The sequence below is a fragment of the Allocatelliglobosispora scoriae genome (genome assembly GCF_014204945.1).
In the GTDB taxonomy this organism is placed as follows: Bacteria; Actinomycetota; Actinomycetes; order Mycobacteriales; family Micromonosporaceae; genus Allocatelliglobosispora; species Allocatelliglobosispora scoriae.
Genome location: NZ_JACHMN010000003.1, coordinates 1 through 16519, shown reverse-complemented (window position 1 = coordinate 16519; position 16519 = coordinate 1). Strand labels below are relative to the sequence as shown.

The following is a 16519-nucleotide window of genomic DNA, read 5'->3' as shown; positions in this document are numbered from 1 at the left end:
GAAGAGTTGGTGTTAAGGAAGTCCCTTGAGCACCACGGACACGACGGAAGGCACGCGCGTGAGCACGTTGACGATCACCCGGGGACTCCCGGGGTCCGGGAAGACCACCTGGGCGAAGGCGCAGCCCGGTGCCGTCCGGGTCAACCGGGACGAGCTGCGGCTCATGCTGCACGGGGGCCGGGTCGGGACGGGGACGGCTGAGGTACAGGTGACCCGGGCATCCCGGGCCGCCATCGAGGCGCTCCTGCGTGCCGGGACCGACGTGATCTGCGACGACACCAACCTGCGGGCCCGGGTCGTCCGCGAGCTCGCCGAACTCGCCGCCTCGGCGGGGGCGGGCGTGGTGGTGGAGGACTTCACCGGCGTACCCGTCGAGGTGTGCGTGGAGCGCGACGCCGGGCGGCCGGAACCGGTCGGCGAAGCGGTGATCCGGGGGATGCACCAGCGCTACCTCGCGGGCAAGCGCGGGCCGCTGACGCTGATGGAGCCGCAGGCGGTCGCGGTCTACACGCCAGACCCCACGAAGCCGTCGGCGATCATGGTGGACCTCGACGGTACGGTCGCGATCATCGGCGACCGGAGCCCCTACGACGCGCACCGGGCCCACGTCGACCTGCCCAACACCCCGGTCATCACCGCCGTCCGGGCGATGCACGCCGCCGGGCACGTCGTCATCTACTGCTCCGGGCGCACCGACGACAGCCGCGCGGTGACCGAGAAGTGGCTGGCCGAGCACGTGGGCGTGCCTTACGAGGCGCTGCACATGCGGGCCACCGGCGACACCCGCAAGGACTCGATCGTCAAGACGGAGTTCTTCAACGAGCGCATCCGCGACCACTACCAGGTGGTCGCCGTCTTCGACGACCGCAACCAGGTCGTCCGCGCCTGGCGCGACCTAGGCCTGACGGTCTTCCAGGTGGCCGAGGGCAACTTCTAGCCGCGGTAAGGCCCGATATTTCGCGTTGATCAAGGGAAGACTCACCATCTCGGGTGCCCCATTTGCGGCGAGTCTTCCCTTGATCAACGCGAAATATACGCAGCAGGGGCGCACCGTGAACGGTGCGCCCCTGGTGTGTGAACGTCAGTCGTTCGGCGTGGTCTTCGCGATCTGCATCAGGAACTCGATGTTGGTGCGGGTCTCCTTGAGCTTGCCGAGGAGGAGGTCGAGCGCCGCCTGAGACTCCAGCGAGTGGAGCACCTTGCGGAGCTTGTGCACGATGGCCAGCTCCTCCGGGGCGAGCAGGATCTCTTCCTTACGCGTACCCGAGGGGTCCACATCGATCGCCGGGAAGATGCGCTTGTCGGCGATCTTCCGGTCGAGCTTGAGCTCGGCGTTACCCGTGCCCTTGAACTCTTCGAAGATGACCGTGTCCATCATCGAGCCGGTCTCGACCAGCGCCGTGGCGATGATCGTCAGCGAGCCACCGTTTTCGATGTTGCGCGCCGCGCCGAGGAACCGCTTCGGCGGGTAGAGCGCCGTCGAGTCGATGCCGCCGGACAGGATCCGGCCGCTGGCGGGTGCCGCCAGGTTGTAGGCACGGCCCAGGCGGGTGATCGAGTCGAGCAGGACGACCACGTCGTGGCCCAGCTCCACCAGGCGCTTGGCCCGCTCGATCGCCAGCTCCGCGACGGTGGTGTGGTCCATCGGCGGCCGGTCGAAGGTGGAGGCGATGACCTCACCCTTGACCGAGCGCTGCATGTCGGTGACCTCTTCGGGCCGCTCGTCCACGAGCACGACCATCAGGTGGCACTCGGGGTTGTTGGTGGTGATCGCGTTGGCGATCGCCTGCAGCACCATGGTCTTACCCGCCTTGGGCGGGGAGACGATCAGCGCACGCTGGCCCTTGCCGATCGGCATCACCAGGTCGATGACACGGGTCGTCAGGATGTTGGGCTCCGTCTCCAACCGCAGGCGGTCCTGCGGGTAGAGCGGGGTCAGCTTGTAGAACTCGGGGCGCCGGCGCGCCTCGTCCAGCTCCATGCCGTTGACCGTGTCGAGCCGGACCAGCGGGTTGTACTTGTCCCGCCGGCCGTCGCCGCCCTCGCGGGCGGTCCGCACGGCACCGGTGATGGCGTCACCGCGACGCAGGCCGTACTTCTTGACCTGGGACATCGCGACATAGACGTCGTTGGGGCCGGAGAGATATCCGCTGGTGCGGACGAAGGCGTAGTTCTCCAGCACGTCGACGATACCGGCGACGGGGATGAGCACCTCGTCCTCGGTCACCTGCGGCTCGCGGGGCGAGGAGGACGTGGTTTCGCCACCCTCGCGCTCGTTGCGGCCCCGGCGGCGGTCGCGGAAGCGGCTGCGCCGCCCGCGACGGCTGTCGTCGTCGTCGAAGTCGCCATCGCCCGCCGGTGCACTGCTGCCCCGGTCGGTGCGCTCGCCACCACGGTCGGCCGTGTTGCGGTCCTGGCCGCGCTCGGCCGGAGCCCGCTCGGCGCGGTCCCCGGTGCGCTCGCCACGCTCGGGGCGGTCCCCGGTGCGCTCGGGCCGGTCACCTGAGCGCTCGCGGCGCTCACGACGCGACTCACGAGAGTGGCCGTCACCGTCGCCGCGAGGCTCGGGGGGTCCACCCGCCCGAGTCGCCCTGCGCGTGGTGGTGGGACGGTCGTTCGTCGTGTCCTCTTCCTCACGGGCCGGTTGCCGATCGCCTTCGAACGGCCGATCCGTGGGGGCCGGGCGCTCGGTGGCGGCCGGGGTCTCCGGTGCCGCCTTGCGCTCGGGGGTGCTCTCCGGAGCGGCCGCCGGCGGGGCGACCTCCCGGACCTCGGCACGAACCTCTTCACGGCCGCCGGAAGTGGCGGCTGCCACCTCGGCACGGGGCCGCGGCGCACCACCGCTCTGATGCTCGACGATCGCTGCGATCAGCTCGCCCTTGCGCATCCGGGCAGTGCCGGAGATGCCGAGCGAACCAGCGAGGCTCTGCAGCTCCGGGAGCAGCATCGCCGATAGTCCGCTGCCCGAGCGCTTCCTGCGGCCTGTTCCGGCCGAGGCGTCGTCAGCGACGTTAGAGACATCCGACGAGATGTCGGTGGTGTCGCTCAATGGATTCCTTCCCTCGTTAAGACCGGACTGCCCGGATGCGTCTGCGCGCGTCGCCGAAATGGTCAACGGCCCGCGTGGGCGCCGTGGGTGGGCCGGGCGGCCTCGGGTACACCCGCTTCGAGCTCAGCTCTGCCGAATTGAGCCTTAACGGGAGTTGGTTGCATAGCCAAGCGACGATCTTCCAGGTCGGCCGCCGGGCGGGGCAATGACCTTCCCGCCGAGAGCCGTTGGATTGCGATCCTTCGCTGAATGCATGGCCTGTTGCTGGAGAAATTGCTGCCAGTCAGCGCCGCTGCGTGGCTGTGCTAGATGCAGAGCCTAGCTAACTCGTGAGACCAGCGGCAATAGGGTCCCCGCTCGGCGTGTCCAGACTACTCGATAATCGCCGCTCCTGAGCAATCCACCGTCAGATTGTGTCGCAGCCAACCGGCCGGTGTCTCGTAGTTTGCCGGAATCGGCGAGAGCGCCAGCACGCTCGGCCCGGCCCCCGAGACCACGGCGGCGACGCCCAGGTCGCGCAGGGCCGCCACGAGCGCTGCCGTGGCGGGCATTCCCGGCGCCCGATAGTTCTGGTGCAGCCGGTCCTCCGTCGCCGTGAGGAGCAGCTCCGGTGCCTCGGTGATGGCGTGGACCAGCAGTGCGGCTCGTGCCGCGTTGAACGAGGCGTCCGCGTGGGGCACGCTCGCGGGCAGCGCCGCGCGCGCCACGGAGGTCAAACCCCGCTCGCCGGGTACGAGGACAGTCGCCACCACCCCGTCCGCCACGGTGCGGCTCACCGCATGCGAGAGGTGCTCCCCGTCCAGCCAGGCGATGGTGAACCCCCCGAGTAGGCAGGGAGCCACATTGTCCGGGTGCCCCTCCAGCCGCCCGGCGATGACGAGCTCGTCCGCGACGTCAAGCGGCGCACCGGCGAGCGCGTTGGCGAGCTTCACCCCGGCCACGATCGCGGCCGAGCTGGAGCCCATCCCCCGGGCCTGCGGGATCCGATTGCGACAGGCGAGCTGGATGCCGGGCGCCTTCACGTCGAGCTCGGCGAAGGTGGCCCGCATGGCCGTGACGATCAGGTGGGACTCGTCCGTCGCAAGCTCACCGGCGCCCTCACCGGTCACATCGACCACGGTGGCACCGTCCAACAACTGGGCCGTGACCTCGTCGTGGAAGCCGAGCGCGAGGCCGAGGGAGTCGAAGCCGGGACCCAGGTTGGCACTGGTCGCCGGCGAGCGGACGGTCACCGGACCGTCCTTCAACGAGATCGTCACCCGATCATGATAGGTACGCGGGTGTCGCACCGCCCCGCTACGGTGTAGCCCACGTCCACCCCTCGGGAGCCCTCGCCGTGAGCATCACCCTCGTCAGCGTTCTGACCACCATCGTCGGCCTCGTGCTCAACCTCGCCGTCCTCATCACCGGCACCGTCTGGGCGATCAACGCCCGCCACCGGCTCGGCCCTCTCGCGATGCGCCTGCTCATCGGCGGCATGGCGGTGATCGCGCTCGACCTCATCGGGTCCATTGTGATCAACATGACCGCCGGGTTGTGGTCGACGGGATCGAGCGACTGGCGGGTGCAGCAGTTCATGCTCGTCAGCATGGTCACCGCGGTGGTCCACACGGTCGGCCTGGGTCTCATCATCGCCTCGTCGCTGGTCCGACGGCCGGCCGATGCGGCCCTGACGCCTCCGCCGCCCCCGCCGCCCGTCGCCTGACCGACACCCCGTTGACCGCCCCGCACCTCGCCGATATCTTAGTGATATCACTTTGATATGAGGAGGCGAGATGGAGCGTCGCGCGTTCCATGTGTCGGGCTTTCTGATGGTGCTGCTGGGCCTGCTCGCCATCGGTGGCGGGCTCGCGGTCCTGGCGGCCGACGGCGACCCGGCGGACGGACTGGTCGTCGGGGTGCTGCTCGGGTTATCGGCGGTCTTCATCCTGGTCATCACCGGGCTGACCATCGTCAACCCGGGTGACGCCCGGGTCATCCAGCTCTTCGGCCATTACGTCGGCACGATCCGCACGCCGGGTCTGCACTGGACCTGGCCCCTCACCACCAAGCAGCGCCTCACGCTGCGGGTGCGCAACTTCGAGACCGAGCGGCTCAAGGTCTCCGACGCCGACGGCAACCCCGTCGAGATCGCCGCGGTCATCGTCTGGCAGGTCACCGACACCGCCAAGGCCGCCTTCGCCGTCGACAACCACGTCAACTTCGTGCAGGTCCAGGCCGAGTCATCGGTGCGCCACCTCGCCACGAGCTACCCCTATGAGGCGCACGACACCGGCCGGGCCAGCCTGCGCCAGGGCGAGCTCGTCAGCGGCGAGCTGATCCGCGAGCTCGCCGAGCGGGTCGAGCTCGCCGGGGTCGAGATCGTCGACGCCCGGATCACGCACCTCGCCTACGCCTCCGAGATCGCTCAGGCGATGCTGGCGAGGCAGCAGGCGGCGGCGATCGTCTCCGCCCGCTTCATTATCGTGGAGGGCGCCGTCAGCATGGTCGGCACGGCGCTCGACCGGCTGCGCGAGCAGGGACTGGTCGAGCTCGACGAGGAGCGCAAGGCGCAGATGGTGTCGAATCTGCTCGTCGTGCTCTGCTCCGACCGGGCCACCCAGCCGGTGATCAACGCCGGCACTCTCTACTGAGGACACCATGGCCGAGCGCAAGAGCGTACTGGTCCGGCTGGACCCCGCGGTCCACGCCGCCCTGACCCGGTGGGCCGCCGACGATCTGCGCAGCGTCAACGCGCAGATCGAGTACGCGCTCCGCCTGGCCCTGCGCCAATCCGGCCGCCTCCCCGCCACCGACGGCTCCGCCGCCGAGGACCCCGCCTGAAATTCGCGTTGATCAAGGGAACACTCGCCGCATATCGGACCCCCGACATGGTGAGTCTTCCCTTGATCAACGCGAATTTGTGGGGGTTACGACGGCTGTGGGAGCGGAGTGTTGCGCTCTACCCGGCGGGTGACCAGGCGCCAGCCGACGGCGTAGGTGAGGGTTGTCAGGGCGCAGCCGGCGATGATCGCCCGGGGGTCGATGGAGTCGACCAGGAGGCTCACCACCAGCTGTGAGCTGGTGACCGCGATCATCGCGACCATGAAGTCCGTCGCACCCACCCGGCCGCGCAGCTCGTCGGGGACGATCCGCTGGATGGCGTAAGCGCTCATCATCCAGTTGCCACCGCCCGCGACGTGCGCGACGAAGACCAGGACCAGCGCGAGCGGGAACCAGTGCGCGACCGCCACACCGAGGTAGGCGAGGCCGTAGCTCGCCATCGAGATGCTCAGCCCCGACAGCAGCCACTCGGGCCGTTTCAGCACCACCCGCATCAGGAACGGCCCGACCAGCGCACCGAGGCCGCGAGCGAGGAAGAGCAGGGCGACCGCCTCCGCGTCATAACCGAAGGAGAGGACGAAGAGCGGGAAGACGACGAGCAGCCCGTTGCCGACGCCCACCGCCGACTTCACCGTGACCAGGCTCAGCAGCCGGGGCCGGGCCTTCACATAGGCGAGCCCTTCCCGAACCGCCGACCACGCGCTGCCCCGACCGGTGACCGGCGCACCCGAGAACGCCTGCGTGGGCTGGCGGATCCCCCACGTCAGCGCCGCCGAGCCGAGGAGGCTGACGGCGATGACGGCGAAGCAGGCGTACGGCGAGAAGATGCTCGTCAGAACCCCGCCCAACGACGAGCCGACAACGGTCATCGTGCCCCACGCCGACCCGGCGACCGCCATCGCGCCGGAGAGCTCCTCGGGCTTGACGAGGTTGGGCAGGGCGGAGCTCGCGGCCGGGGTGAAGAAGGCCTTCGCGACCGCGATCGCCCCGACAGCCACCACGGCGATCGGCCCGGCGGCGGACCCGCGTACCAGGAAGAGGCTGGAGACCGCCACGACGGCCGCGAGATTGCCGAAGATCATGATTTTCTTGCGGTCGACCCGGTCGGCGATCGCACCGGCATAGGGCATCAGCAGCGCCAGCACACCGGTGTCGATGGCGAGCACCAGCCCACCCCAGAGGCCGCCGCCGGTGAGCTTGGCGAGCAGCACCAGCAGCGGCACCATCAGGAACCAGTCGGCGCCGAAGGTGATGAGCTGAGCGAAGAAGAGGCGCCGGAAATCGCCGTTCCGGGTAAGGACCGCAAGCACTCAGCGGACTTTACACCCTGTTAATAATCAGGCCAGATCCAGCGCGCGGGCAGCGGTCATGACATCGAGCTCGATCGTGGTCGGCACGGGCGCGGTGGAGATCGCCCACTCCGGGTCCTTGAGGCCGTGGCCGGTGACCGTGCAGACGATCTGCGACCCGGCGGGCAGCAGGCCCTGCTCCGCGGACTGCAGCAGCCCGGCGACGCTCGCCGCGCTGCCGAGCTCGACGAAGACGCCGACCTCGCGGGCGAGGAGCTTATAGGCGGCGAGGATCTGCCGGTCGGTGACCGAGTCGATGAGGCCGCCGGAGGCGTCGCGGGCGTCGATCGCCTGCGTCCAACTCGCCGGGTTGCCGATCCGGATCGCGGTCGCGATCGTCGACGGCGCCGTGACGACCTGCCCGCCCACCAAGGGCGCGGCACCGGCGGCCTGGAAGCCGAACATGCGCGGCCGCTTCGTGGAGTTGCCCGCCTCGTGGTCCTCGCGGTAACCCATCCAGTAGGCCGTGATGTTGCCCGCGTTGCCCACCGGCAGGCAGTGGATGTCGGGTGCGTCGCCGAGCGCCTCGACGATCTCGAAGGCGGCGGTCTTCTGCCCCTCCAGCCGGTCGGGGTTGACCGAGTTGACCAGGGCGACCGGGAAGTCGATCGAGAGCTTGCTGGCGAGCCCCAGGCAGTCGTCGAAGTTGCCGTTGACCTGGAGCAGCTTGGCGCCGTGCACGAGCGCCTGGCCGAGCTTGCCAAGGGCGATCTTTCCCTGGGGTACGAGCACCGCACAGGTGATCCCGGCGCGGGCCGCGTAGGCAGCCGCACTCGCACTCGTGTTGCCCGTCGAGGCGCAGATGATCGCCTTGGCACCGTGCTCGACCGCCTTGGAGACGGCCATCGTCATGCCCCGGTCCTTGAAGGAACCGGTCGGGTTGGCGCCCTCGACCTTGAGGTAGACATCGCAGCCCGTGCGCGCCGAGAGCACCGGCGCGGGCACGAGCGGCGTGTTGCCCTCATGCAGCGTGACGACCGGCGTGCTGGCGGAGACCGGCAGCCGATCCCGGTATGCCTCGATCAATCCACGCCACATACTGGGCCTCCTTACGCAGGGTCACCGGCTACCTTGCCCTGCCAGGACCGGAAGAACAACGCGGTTCCATCTTCCGGGACGGCCGACGCGCCGACGATGGCGGGGCCGCCCGAAGGACCAACTCTTGAAGAGTTGCGGCGATCTCGGCCAGTGACCGGGCGGCCACCCGCCGGCCGGTTACTCCCCCTCGACCCGCAGGACGCTGGTGATGGACTTGACGAAATCGAGGCTCCGCAGATCGGACACCGTTTGCGCCAGTGCGGCGTCAGGTGCCGAGTGGGTGACGATGACGAGCAGCGCCTTGTCGCCCCGACCCGACTGGTTGACGGTCGCGATCGAGACATCGTGCTTGGCGAAGACCCCGGCGACGGCGGCGAGCACACCGGCGCGATCGGCCACGTCGAGCGAGATGTGGTAGCGGGTGCGCACCTCCCCCATCGGCCGGCACGGCAGGCTGGCGTAGGAGGACTCGGAGGCTGCACGGCTGCCGGAGAGGCGGTTGCGGGCCACGGCGACCAGGTCACCGAGGACGGCGCTCGCGGTCGGGGCACCACCGGCGCCGCGGCCGTAGAACATGAGCTGACCAGCCGCTTCGGCCTCGACGAAGACCGCGTTGAACGCGTCGTTGACCCCGGCCAGCGGGTGGGTCCTCGGGATCATCGCCGGGTGCACCCGGACGCTGATGCCGCCGTCCACGGTGCGGGTGGCGATGCAGAGCAGCTTGATCGTGCAGCCCATCGCCTTGGCCGACGCCACGTCGGCGGCGCTCACCTCGGTGATGCCCTCGCGATAGACGTTCTCCGCGCCCACCCGCGTATGGAAGGCGAGCGACGCCAGGATCGCCGCCTTGGCCGCGGCGTCGAAGCCCTCCACGTCGGCGGTCGGGTCGGCCTCGGCATAACCGAGGGCCGTCGCCTCCTCCAGCGCCTCGCTGAAGCCGGAGCCCTTGGCGTCCATGGCGGAGAGGATGAAGTTGGTGGTGCCGTTGACGATCCCCGTCACTCGGGTGATCTTGTCGCCGTGCAGGGACTCGCGCAGCGGGCGGAGCAGCGGGATCGCGCCCGCCACGGCCGCCTCGTAGTAGAGGTCGGCGCCGCCCTCGACCGCCGCGTCGTGCAGCGAGGCGCCGTCCTCGGCGAGCAGCGCCTTGTTGGCGGTGACGACGCTCTTGCCCGCGCGCAGCGCCTCGACGAGCCAGGTCCGGGCGGGCTCGATGCCGCCGACCACCTCGATCACGACATCGACATCATCGCGCTTGACCAGCCCGAGCGCGTCCGTCGTGAAGATCGACGGGTCGACGGGGAGCGTGCCCCGGTCGCGCCCGGCCCGCCGGACCGCGATGCCGACCAGCTCGATCGGCGCTCCGATCCGGGCCGTCAGATCGGACGACTGCTCATGCAGCAACCGCACCACTTCGGCACCGACGGAACCGCATCCCAGCAGCGCCACCTTGACCGGATCAGCCATCTCCAACGTCCCCATTCAGCCCACGTCCAGGGCGAGCAGATCGTCCTCGGTCTCCCGCTTGACGATCACCCGAGCCTGGCCGTCACGTACCGCGATCACTGGTGGCCGCGGGACGTGGTTGTAGTTGCTCGCCATGCTCCTGCAGTAGGCACCGGTCCCCGGCACCGCAAGAAGATCTCCGGGCCGAATGTCGGCAGGCAGGAATTCATCCTTCACCACCACGTCCCCGGACTCACAATGTTTTCCCACCACGCGGGCAAGTATCGGACCTGCCTGTGACGCACGTGACGCCACGGTCGCGGAGTAGGACGCGTCGTAGAGCGCGGTGCGGATGTTGTCGCTCATCCCGCCGTCCACGCTCACATAGGTACGCAGCCCGACGAGCTCCTTCACCGTGCCGACCTCGTAGAGGGTGAAGGCGGCGGGACCCGCGATCGCCCGGCCCGGCTCCACCGAGAGGTGCGGCACGGCGACGCTCAGCGCGGCGCACTCGTCCTGGACGATCTTCGACATCGGCCCGGCGAGGTCGTCGGGGTGCGCGGGGTCGTCCTGGGAGGTGTAGGCGATGCCGAAGCCGCCGCCCAGATCGAGCTCGGGCAGCGCGACGCCGAGCTCGTTGCGGATCCGACCGTGCAGGCTGAGGATGCGCCGCGCGCTCACCTCGAAGCCGGTCGTGTCGAAGATCTGCGAGCCGATGTGGGTGTGCAGGCCGCGCAGCTCCAGCACGTCGTCGGCGAGGATGCGGCTCGCCGCCCGGAACGCCTCCCCGCCCGCGAGCGAGAAGCCGAACTTCTGGTCCTCGTGAGCGGTGGCGATGAACTCGTGCGTGTGCGCCTCGACCCCGACGGTGACCCGCACCATGACCCGCGGCCGGACACCCCGCTCGCGGGCGAGTTCGGTGAGCCGGTCGATCTCGTCGTGGGAGTCGACGATGATGCGGCCGACGCCCGCGTCCACGGCCCGGGTCAGCTCGGCGAGCGACTTGTTGTTGCCGTGCAGGCCGATCCGGGCCGGGTCCATGCCCGCCGCCAGCGCCGTCGCCAGCTCGCCACCGGAGCAGACATCGAGGTGCAGCCCCTCCTCGATGAGGATGCGCACCACGGCCTTGCAGAGGAACGCCTTACCGGCGTAATAGACATCGGCGCCGACCGCGCCGAAGGCCGCGAGGAAGGTCCGGCAGCGCGCGCGGAAATCCTCCTCATCCAGCACGTACGCCGGGGTGCCGAACTCTTCCGCCAAAGCGGTCACGGAGATCCCGCCGACCCGCAGGGCACCGTCGTCGCTGCGGTGCACCGTGGCGGGCCACAGCGGTTCCATCAGGGCGTTGACGTCTGCGGGTTCGCGCAGCCAGTGCGGGCCGGTGTGGCCGATGTCGCCGTGCAGTGCACCAGCTTCGTGAGCGCGCAACTTACATCCTCTCCGGGGCGGAGACGCCGAGCAGGGTCAGGCCGTTGACGATGACCTGGCGGGTGGCGTCGTTGAGCCAGAGTCGAGCCACGTGCAGCGCCGAGATCTCCTCGTCGCCCATGGGCAGGACCCGGCAGCTGTCATAGAAGCGGTGGAACGCCTGCGCGACCACCTCCTCCAGGTAGTGCGAGATCTTGTGGGGTTCGCGCCGCTCGGCCGCCGACCGCACCACGGCCGGGAACCCGGCGAGCGCCTTGAGCAGCTCCAGCTCCATCGGGTGATCGAGCAGCGCCGGGTCGAAGGGGAACGTGTCGCGGGTGAGGCCGACATCGGCGGCGTTGCGGGAGACGCCGGCGGTGCGGGCGGCTACATACTGCACGTAGTAGACCGGGTTCTCCCTGGTCGCCCGAGTCCACAGCTCGACATCGATGTCGATCGGGGAGTCGCTGCTGTAGCGGGCCAGGGCGTACCGGGAGGCGTCGATGCCGATCGCCTCGACCAGGTCCTCCATCGACACAACCGTGCCGGCCCGCTTCGACATGCGTACCGGGGCGCCGTCGCGGACCAGGTTGACCATCTGGCCGATCAGGATCTCCAGGTTGCGGTCCGGGTCGTCGCCGAAGCAGGCCGACATGGCCCGCATGCGGCCGACATACCCGTGGTGGTCGGCACCGAGCATGATGATCACCCGGTCGAAGCCCCGCTCCCGCTTGTCCAGGTAGTAGGCGCAGTCGGCGGCGAAGTAGGTGAAGACGCCGTTGCTGCGGACGATCACCCGGTCCTTGTCGTCGCCGAAGTCGGTCGTCCGCAGCCAGGTGGCACCGTCGGCCTCGAACGTGTGGCCCTGCTCACGCAGCTTCGTCAGGGCGTGCTGGAGCTCGCCCCGGTCATGCAGGTCCTTCTCGTTGAAGAAGACGTCGAAGTGGGTGCCGAACTCGGCGAGCGACTCCTTGATCTGGGCGAACATCAGCTCGATGCCCTCGACCCGGAAGACCTCCTGCGGATCCGGGGCGTCGAGCACGTCGGGGCGCTTCGCCACCACGGTCGAGGCGATGTCGGAGATGTACTCGCCTCCGTAGCCGTCCTCGGGAGTGGGTTCACCCTTCGCGGAGGCGAGCAGCGACATCGCGAACCGGTCGATCTGGGCGCCGGCGTCGTTGAAGTAGTACTCCGTCGTCACCTCGGCACCGGTCGCGCGCAGCAGCCTCGCCAGCGCGTCGCCGACGGCGGCCCAGCGCACGCCGCCGAGGTGGATCGGGCCGGTCGGGTTCGCCGAGACGAACTCCAGGTTGAGGCGCTCGCCGGCGAGGGCCTTGCTGTGCCCGTACCCACCGGATGCCAGGACCACCGACTCGGCCAGACGCCCCGCGGTGCCCGCGTCGAGACGGACATTGAGGAAGCCCGGACCGGCGACCTCGACGGCCGCGACGCCGTCGGCGGCGCTGAGCTGGTCGGCGATGGCCTGGGCCAGCTCACGGGGGTTGACGCCCGCCCGCTTCGCGACCTGCATCGCGATATTCGACGCGTAGTCACCATGCTCCGGATTGCGGGGTCGCTCGACCGTCGTCGCCTCGGGCAGGACCGAGTGGTCGAGGCCGCGCACGTCGAAAACGGTGCGGGCTGCGGCGAGAACGAGATCGGCGAGATTTTCGGGAGTCACTGCTCCATGCTAATCGCGCTAGAATGTCGGCCTTGACACGGGCGCGCTCCCTCGCGCCCATGTGCACGCCCCTTCGACACCCCGAGGCACCCCATGAGCTTGAGCTCCTCCGACGGCCAGGAGCGCCGTCCGAACGTCGTCACCACCGGACGTACCGCGACCGCCAAGCCCGGTGAGGGCAAGGCAGGCGCGGGTAAGCCCGGCGCCGGCAAGCCGGCCGGCGGCGGTAAGGGCAAGAAGCCGGCCCCATCCATGAAGGTCAACCAGGGCTCCGGCATGGGCCCGCTCGGCATGGTCATCGGTGTGGTCGTCCTCGCACTCGCCATCGTCGGAGTCGGTGCGTTCTATATCATTAAGGACATGAACGCCACCTCGGACGCCAAGGCGAAGCAGGAGGCCGAGGCGAAGCTCGAGGCGGAGGAGAACAAGACCCCGTTCGCCGAGCGCGCCGCCAAGATCGAGGGCATCGTGAACTACGTCGCCCAGAAGCCGGCCTGGCTCACCGCCACCCACAAGCAGGGTGTGCTGACCTTCCAGACCACCCCGCCCGTGGGCGGCGACCACAACCCGACCTGGCAGAACTGCATGGGCAACGTCTACGACGCGCCCATCGCCAACGAGCACGCGGTGCACAGCCTCGAGCACGGCGCGGTCTGGATCACCTACAACCCGTCGCTCCCCGCCGACCAGAAGAAGCTGCTGGAAGACCGGGTCAAGGGCCGCGAGTTCACGATGATGAGCCCCTACGAGGGCCTGGACAAGCCGATCACGCTGCAGGCCTGGGGCTACCAGCTCAAGGTCGACAACGCCAACGACCCGCGGATCGACCCGTTCATCCGCGCGCTGCGCCTCAACGCCACGCAGGAGGCCGGCGCGGTCTGCTCCGGCGGCGTCAACGTGACCGGCACGACCCCGAGGAACCTGGGCAACTAGTGACATCAGTTCAAGAACGGGCGCGAGCTCCCCGGTGGTTGATCATCGTGGGGCTCGCGCTCGGTCTCATCATCGTGCTCATGGGTGGGTACGCCATCGGCCGCGCCAGCTCGCCCGACGTGACTCCCGTGGCCACCGTGTCGACGCCCTCGGACTCCTCTCCGGAGGCCGGATTCGCCCGGGACATGTCGACCCACCACGCGCAGGCCGTGGAGATGGGGATGATCGCGGCGAAGCACGCGACCAACCCGGATGTGCGGACGCTCGGCGAGGACATCGCCCTGACCCAGCAGGGGCAGGTCGGCATGATGGCCGCCTGGCTGCGCGAGTGGGGGCTGCTTCCGACCGGGGAGCAGCCGCCGATGTCCTGGATGCCCGAGGGCACCTCGGCGATGAAGGACGGGCTGATGCCCGGGATGGCCTCGCAGGCCGAGATGGACAAGCTGCGGGCCGCCACCGGTCGTGACGTCGACGTGCTCTTCCTGAAAATGATCCAGAAGCACCACCTCGGCGGGATCCACATGGTCGAGGGGATCCAGTCGCGCTCGACGGACCCCGAGGTGACGTGGCTGGCCGGCACGATGAAGGCCGGGCAGCAGCGCGAGATCACGGTGATCCAGCAGCTGCTGAAGGATGTCGGCGCGGCGTGATCGCGCTGTGCCCGTGCTCGCCGCACGGTCGAGGTGCTCGTGCTTGCCGCATGGTCGCGTTGCTTCCGGGAAACATGCCCTACGCAGGTCGCGGGTAGGGCATGTTTCCGGCATAGTGCGCGATCTTGCAGCGGATGGGGGTATCCCGTTCGTGCCCGGGGTGACGCTCTGCTAATCTTTCGTGGTCGCTGAGCCCCCGTAGCTCAGGGGATAGAGCACCGCCCTCCGGAGGCGGGGGCGCAGGTTCGAATCCTGCCGGGGGCACCATCCGGAATCTCTCAATGACCTGCAAAAACTAAGGCCCTGACCAGCGCGAACGCGGTCAGGGCCTTAGTACATGTGTCCGACTGTCACGGGTTGAAAGCGACGATTCCCGGAAAGCTGTTCCGAATACGTTCCGAAGTTTTCGGGGCCCCGTAAACACCGTCCATCAGGCGGCGCCGGCTGGCGGCCCCACCGTCGAGGCACTTCGCATAGATCTTCAGCAGCACCTCCACGGAGTGGCCAGCGGCCTCTGCTACCTCGGTAGCTGGTACGCCCGCGTTGAGCTGCGTCGACACGGCAGCGTGCCGTAAGTCGTACGGCGTCGCTGCTAAGGGCGAGGCGTACGCGTCAGGTGCCAGCACCGCCTTGCGGGCAAGGCGCCAGTACCGGTTCACGGTGCCTTTCGGCAGCTCGTCCTCGTTACGCTCGCCCCGGAACAGTCGGCCGTCGGGTGCTGTGCCGAACTGCTCGATGTGCCAGTGCAGGTAGGCGGTCAGCTCCGGGGGGCACGGAACCGTGCGGCTCTCGCCGACGGCCCGCTGTTTGAGCTGCCGCCGCTCCCGGTGAGTACCGGTATCGGTCCAGTCTTTGCCTGCATGAGGCGCGGCCCCCGAGAGGTGCAATTCGCCCCAGCCCTCCGCCGGTAGGGATAGATGGTGCTTGGCCAGATTGGCGGCCTCCTCCGGCCGTAGTGCCGCGAAGTAGAGGCACGCGAAGAACGCCACCAGGCGTGGCCCGCTCCGCTGAATCTGGCTGACGCCAACCAGCAGCGTCCGAGCTTGCAGCGGGTTCGCCACCGATCGACGGTCAACCGTGTGTGAGGTCTTCGGGACGCTCCACTTCAGCGCGGGCAGCGGGTTGGTTGGCAACAGCTTGCGCTCCACGGCGTTCTCCAAGAATGCGTTGAGGATCTTCCGCCATCTGCTGACGACGCTTGACGCGCGTGGCGTGCCGTCGAGCCGAACCGTCAGGCTGTCCAGGACCGAGCGCAACACATCAGGCTTGGCCAGCGCTGACACCTTCCGCGTGTGTGTCTCTAGCCACGCCAGAGCGGCAGCGACCTCAGGGGGCCGGTCGGGGTGGTGCCGCCTGCTGGGATTGAACGCGTATCGCTGAAGCGTGTGCCTCAGCATCGCCTCATCGGGCCGGCCCCGGCTGTCGGCGAGCATCGCCAGGGTCAGCGCCGACAGCGCCTCTGCACGTGTGCGCCTGGTCGTCGCCGCCGACCGCTGCCACTTCGAGTCGGCATACGTGCATGCCGCCGAATACCAGGTCACCGAAGACACGGCCTTGCGTGCCATGGAGACCGGGCGGCCTGTCTCCACATCGAACGCCTCGCCTCGGCTGACCGCCGACGTGAGGTCGGCGAGGAAGCGGGTTGCCATCGGCTCGTCCCTGAACGGCTCCTTCCAGCGGCGACCCGCAACGCGCCACACGACCCAATAGGTAGTTACACGCTTGCCCTGGTAGATGTCCAGGCGTAGAGCCGAACGTCATAGGTCGTGTCCATCTAATTGTCCTCTTCGATCAGGGTGTCGAGCCACGCCTCATACACATCGCGGTCGATCCGGATCGATCCGTTCGGCAGCCGCCGGCTGCGCGGCGCTTTCCCGGTGCGGCGCCAGTCGTAGTACGTGGATCGTGTGATGTCGAGGTCCTCGCACAGCTCGGGAATCGTCAGGTAGCGCCGGGGCCGAATGGCGCCACCGCAGCGGCACCACCAAGCGGGTTCGAGTAGTCATCTGATATTCCTTCCTCCTGAAATGCCCTGAGCGCCACGCTGAGCCAAGATCTCAGACCTGCGCATGCATTTGGGCATAACGTCCGACTGAGGGAAGGTCAGGGCGAGTAGGTAGCTACGCCGCTCATTGCCTCCCGG

15 protein-coding genes and 1 tRNA gene are annotated in these 16519 nt (G+C 68.9%); 7 read left to right on the top strand and 9 right to left on the bottom strand.

Annotation, left to right across the window (positions count from 1 at the left end):
- The first annotated feature begins 58 nt into the window (after positions 1–58).
- Complete coding sequence (locus tag F4553_RS26830; RefSeq protein ID WP_184841325.1) at positions 59–937, top strand: phosphatase domain-containing protein; 879 nt, start codon at positions 59–61, stop codon at positions 935–937.
- 144 nt (positions 938–1081) lie between these two features.
- Here the strand turns inward: F4553_RS26830 and rho are convergent, their stop codons facing one another.
- The gene (rho, locus tag F4553_RS26825) at positions 1082–3049 is read right to left on the bottom strand and encodes a transcription termination factor Rho (RefSeq protein ID WP_184841323.1); all 1968 of its coding nucleotides are present in this window, start codon (positions 3047–3049) and stop codon (positions 1082–1084) included.
- Between the two features lie 371 nt (positions 3050–3420).
- Positions 3421–4308 (bottom strand): homoserine kinase, encoded by an 888-nt coding sequence (thrB, locus tag F4553_RS26820; protein ID WP_184841321.1) that lies wholly within the window; start codon positions 4306–4308, stop codon positions 3421–3423.
- Between the two features lie 77 nt (positions 4309–4385).
- Between thrB and F4553_RS26815 the strand changes: the two genes are divergently transcribed.
- The 3 genes from F4553_RS26815 to F4553_RS26805 all read left to right on the top strand — a co-directional run bounded on the left by F4553_RS26815 (position 4386) and on the right by F4553_RS26805 (position 5872).
- A complete protein-coding gene (locus tag F4553_RS26815; protein WP_184841319.1) occupies positions 4386–4754 on the top strand; it encodes a hypothetical protein in 369 nt (122 codons plus the stop codon).
- Positions 4755–4824: 70 nt separating this feature from the next.
- Positions 4825–5682 carry an SPFH domain-containing protein gene (locus F4553_RS26810; RefSeq protein ID WP_184841317.1) on the top strand — a complete coding sequence of 286 codons (858 nt, stop codon included), beginning with the start codon at positions 4825–4827 and terminating at the stop codon, positions 5680–5682.
- Positions 5683–5689: 7 nt separating this feature from the next.
- Entirely contained in the window at positions 5690–5872 is a 183-nt protein-coding gene (locus tag F4553_RS26805) for a type II toxin-antitoxin system antitoxin (RefSeq protein ID WP_184841315.1), read from the top strand.
- 86 nt (positions 5873–5958) lie between these two features.
- On the opposite strand, the gene F4553_RS26800 is transcribed toward F4553_RS26805, so the two are convergent.
- The 5 genes from F4553_RS26800 to argS form a co-directional block, all read right to left on the bottom strand.
- Positions 5959–7182 carry an MFS transporter gene (locus F4553_RS26800; RefSeq protein WP_184841313.1) on the bottom strand — a complete coding sequence of 408 codons (1224 nt, stop codon included), beginning with the start codon at positions 7180–7182 and terminating at the stop codon, positions 5959–5961.
- Positions 7183–7209: 27 nt separating this feature from the next.
- On the bottom strand, positions 7210–8259 hold the full coding sequence (gene thrC, locus F4553_RS26795) for a threonine synthase (RefSeq protein ID WP_184841311.1): 1050 nt from the start codon (positions 8257–8259) through the stop codon (positions 7210–7212).
- A 177-nt stretch (positions 8260–8436) separates the two neighbouring features.
- Positions 8437–9726, bottom strand: a complete 1290-nt coding sequence (locus F4553_RS26790; protein WP_184841309.1) for a homoserine dehydrogenase — start codon at positions 9724–9726, stop codon at positions 8437–8439.
- 15 nt (positions 9727–9741) lie between these two features.
- Positions 9742–11133, bottom strand: a complete 1392-nt coding sequence (gene lysA, locus F4553_RS26785) for a diaminopimelate decarboxylase (protein ID WP_184841308.1) — start codon at positions 11131–11133, stop codon at positions 9742–9744.
- Between the two features lies 1 nt (position 11134).
- A complete protein-coding gene (gene argS / locus F4553_RS26780; protein ID WP_184841306.1) occupies positions 11135–12793 on the bottom strand; it encodes an arginine--tRNA ligase in 1659 nt (552 codons plus the stop codon).
- 93 nt (positions 12794–12886) lie between these two features.
- On the opposite strand from argS, the gene F4553_RS26775 reads away from it, so the two are divergent.
- The 3 genes from F4553_RS26775 (at position 12887) to F4553_RS26765 (ending at position 14643) form a co-directional block, all read left to right on the top strand.
- Positions 12887–13726, top strand: coding sequence for a thioredoxin-like domain-containing protein (locus F4553_RS26775; RefSeq protein WP_184841304.1), 840 nt, complete (start codon positions 12887–12889; stop codon positions 13724–13726).
- 47 nt (positions 13727–13773) lie between these two features.
- Entirely contained in the window at positions 13774–14376 is a 603-nt protein-coding gene (locus tag F4553_RS26770; RefSeq protein ID WP_312875399.1) for a DUF305 domain-containing protein, read from the top strand.
- A 192-nt stretch (positions 14377–14568) separates the two neighbouring features.
- Positions 14569–14643, top strand: a tRNA-Arg gene (locus F4553_RS26765).
- Between the two features lie 83 nt (positions 14644–14726).
- Here the strand turns inward: F4553_RS26765 and F4553_RS26760 are convergent.
- Positions 14727–16025 carry a tyrosine-type recombinase/integrase gene (locus F4553_RS26760; RefSeq protein ID WP_246467486.1) on the bottom strand — a complete coding sequence of 433 codons (1299 nt, stop codon included), beginning with the start codon at positions 16023–16025 and terminating at the stop codon, positions 14727–14729.
- Between the two features lie 125 nt (positions 16026–16150).
- Complete coding sequence (locus F4553_RS26755) at positions 16151–16315, bottom strand: helix-turn-helix transcriptional regulator (RefSeq protein ID WP_312875562.1); 165 nt, start codon at positions 16313–16315, stop codon at positions 16151–16153.
- Positions 16316–16519: the final 204 nt, after the last annotated feature.

Excerpts from the sequence above, each read along its gene's own strand:
- F4553_RS26810 (WP_184841317.1), top strand. The coding sequence starts at position 4,825 with ATGGAGCGTCGCGCGTTCCATGTGTCGGGCTTTCTGATGGTGCTGCTG.
- F4553_RS26805 (WP_184841315.1), top strand. The coding sequence starts at position 5,690 with ATGGCCGAGCGCAAGAGCGTACTGGTCCGGCTGGACCCCGCGGTCCAC.
- thrC (WP_184841311.1), bottom strand. The coding sequence starts at position 8,259 with ATGTGGCGTGGATTGATCGAGGCATACCGGGATCGGCTGCCGGTCTCC.
- F4553_RS26790 (WP_184841309.1), bottom strand. The coding sequence starts at position 9,726 with ATGGCTGATCCGGTCAAGGTGGCGCTGCTGGGATGCGGTTCCGTCGGT.
- F4553_RS26775 (WP_184841304.1), top strand. The coding sequence starts at position 12,887 with ATGAGCTTGAGCTCCTCCGACGGCCAGGAGCGCCGTCCGAACGTCGTC.
- F4553_RS26760 (WP_246467486.1), bottom strand. The coding sequence starts at position 16,025 with ATGGCAACCCGCTTCCTCGCCGACCTCACGTCGGCGGTCAGCCGAGGC.